The 2560-nt window shown below is 72.4% G+C and carries 2 protein-coding genes and 3 tRNA genes; 1 reads left to right on the top strand and 4 read right to left on the bottom strand.

The genetic code is table 11. The annotated features are described in order from the left end of the window. Positions 1–113 precede the first annotated feature (113 nt). From IE312_RS23560 to IE312_RS23545, 4 genes are all read right to left on the bottom strand, one after another. Complete coding sequence (locus IE312_RS23560; protein ID WP_189984320.1) at positions 114–1379, bottom strand: serine/threonine-protein kinase; 1266 nt, start codon at positions 1377–1379, stop codon at positions 114–116. A gap of 136 nt (positions 1380–1515) precedes the next feature. Beyond that, positions 1516–1589: transfer RNA gene (locus tag IE312_RS23555), tRNA-Ile, on the bottom strand. 176 nt (positions 1590–1765) lie between these two features. After that, positions 1766–1838, bottom strand: a tRNA-Asn gene (locus IE312_RS23550). A 6-nt stretch (positions 1839–1844) separates the two neighbouring features. Then, positions 1845–1917 (bottom strand) — tRNA-Asn (locus IE312_RS23545). Positions 1918–2075: 158 nt separating this feature from the next. Between IE312_RS23545 and IE312_RS23540 the strand changes: the two genes are divergently transcribed. Further along, positions 2076–2381, top strand: a complete 306-nt coding sequence (locus IE312_RS23540; RefSeq protein ID WP_189984319.1) for a YtxH domain-containing protein — start codon at positions 2076–2078, stop codon at positions 2379–2381. The last annotated feature ends 179 nt before the right edge of the window (positions 2382–2560 follow it).

Raw genomic sequence — 2560 nt, 5'->3', positions numbered from 1 at the left:
CCGGCGCGAGGCCGGTAGGAGGTCCGTGCCCAGGAGTTGACCGGTTCAAGCCTGGCGGGGCCAAGTCGTAGACACGGGCGCCGGTTGACGGTACGTCCGGTCACGGGGCCCCGCTATCGGGTCAGGTACCGGACGAGGACCGGGTCGAGTTGGGCCAGCCAGGCGGTGAGCCGGGCCTTGCGGCGGGCGTTCAGCTCGCAGGAGTACACGCCTCCGTCCCACAACCGCACGGTGAGGGTGAGACGGTTGCCGCGCCAGTGGCGTTCGACGTGCGCGATCTCGTCCCAGCCGAAGTCGGCGGTGACGCCCGCGACTTCGAGGAGCACTCCGGCGGCGTTGACGATCGCGCCGGCCTGCGTGTCGGCGAGCACGGCCTCCGGGCTGCCGTACGGGACGGGCGGTCCGAAGCCGGGCGGCGCGGGCAGGTACGGCGGCGTGGCGGCCGGGACGGGCTGCTGGTGGTACGGGAGCGCGGCGGGCGGCACGGGCAGGTGCGGTGGTGTCGCGGGCGGCGGGGGCGGCGCGAACGCCTGCGGGGGTGCGGCCGGGAGGAGCGGGGCCGCGGTGACGGTCGGCGGGTACGGCGGTGCCGCCGGCCGGGCCGGTGCCGGTTCCGTGAGCCGGTCCAGCAGCGCGGCGGGCGTCGGCCGGTCCGCGGGCTCCTTCGCCAGGCAGGCCGAGACCAGGTCCGCCAGTCCGGCCGGTACGGCGGACAGGTCCGGCGGCTCGTGCACCGAGCGGTACATCAGCCCCATCGGGGTGCCCTCCCCCCAGGCGCTGCCGCCCGCCGCGGCGACCAGCACCGCACCGAGGGCGAACACGTCGGCGGCGCCGGTGACGTCATGACCGAGGGCCTGTTCGGGGGCGAGGAAGCCGGGGGTGCCGAAGGCGGTGCCGGTGGCGGTGAGCCGGGTGGACTCCACCGCGCGGGCGATGCCGAAGTCGAGGACGCGGGGCCCGTCGGCGGCCATGACGATGTTGCCGGGCTTGAGGTCGCGGTGCACCAGGCCGCAGGAGTGGATGGACTCCAGCGCCTCGGCGAGGGCGGCGCCCAGGGCCCGCAGCCGCGGTTCGTCCATGGCGCCCTCGGCGGCGAGCCGGGCCGCGAGGGTCGGGCCGGGTATATAGGCGGTGGCCAGCCAGAGCGGGTCGCCGTCGACGTCGGCGTCCACCACCGGCGCGGTGTGGAAGCCGCCGACGGCACGGGCCGCCTCGACCTCGCTGCGGAACCGCTCCCGGAACACCGGATCGGCGGCCAGTTCCGCCCTGGCGACCTTCAGGGCGACGGCTCGTCCGCCGCGCGTCCGTGCGAGGTGGACGGTGCCCATGCCGCCCTCGCCGAGCCGGCGCTCGACAAGGTATCCCCCGATGCGTTCCATGCGCTCCAGTATGGCGGCCGGACCTGACCCGTCCATGCCCGGAGAGGATCGGCGGCGGAATGCCGTAACCCCCGCCCAGGGGCGGGGGTTATCCATGCGGCACTGGTGAAAACGTTCCTGCACCCATGGCTGACGGTGGGGCGGGTGGGACTCGAACCCACGGCCGACGGATTATGAGTCCGCTGCTCTAACCGGCTGAGCTACCGCCCCATAGCGGCGTGTCGCGTACAAGTGTGCGCGCCGTCTGCCGCAGCATAGCCGCTCATACGATCTCCTGCCTCGGATGGTCGGCTTCCGCGCCTGCTCATGACCTCGAGGACTGCACCGCGGGGCACGGCGGTTCCCGCGGACATGAAAAAGGACCCCTGAGGGGTCCTCGTTCAGCGCTCCCCCGACTGGACTCGAACCAGTAACCTGCCGGTTAACAGCCGGCTGCTCTGCCAATTGAGCTACGGAGGACCGAAGCTCCCCCGACTGGACTCGAACCAGTAACCTGCCGGTTAACAGCCGGCTGCTCTGCCAATTGAGCTACGGAGGATCGCTTCGTTGCATCGAACGTGGCTACCTGGGTATTCGCCAGGGGGCGGGCGCTCGCTGCGACACATACATTAGCGCAAGCAGGGGGGTGCTCCGCCAATCGGTTCCCCTCGGCGCCAGCGACGCACCAGAGACCTACACACGGGAAGGGTGGCAGCCATGCGCTACCGGCTCACGTTCCTCGCCGGACTGGCCCTCGGTTACGTACTCGGCACGAGGGCCGGACGCGAGCGCTACGAGCAGCTGAAGAGGTCGGCCCGGCAGATCGCGCAGAACCCCGCGGTCCGCAACACCGCCGAGACCGCCGCTCAGCAGGGCCGCTCCTACGCGGGCAAGGCCTTCCACACGGTGAGCGACCGGGTCGGCGACCGCGTGCCGGCGTCCGTCGCCCAGCGGGTCCGCTCCCTGCGGGACCGCAATGTCAACGGCACGGGCGGGGACGACTGGGGCACCAGCAACACGTAAGGACGGGCGCCCGCGCCCGGCGCGCCACGGTCACCCCCGCCGATACGGCAAAATTCCTTGGCATGGGGATAGTCGCCGGCTTGGACAGCTCACCGGACTTCACGCGCATCGTGGTCTGCGACGCAGACACCGGTGCCGTCATACGGCAGGGGTACGCCCCGCACCCGGTGGAGGGGCGC

This window comes from Streptomyces capoamus, assembly GCF_014654935.1.
Taxonomy (GTDB): domain Bacteria; phylum Actinomycetota; class Actinomycetes; order Streptomycetales; family Streptomycetaceae; genus Streptomyces; species Streptomyces capoamus.
The sequence above is the reverse complement of the archived record's forward strand: the minus strand, read 5'-3'. Positions and strand labels throughout refer to the sequence as shown.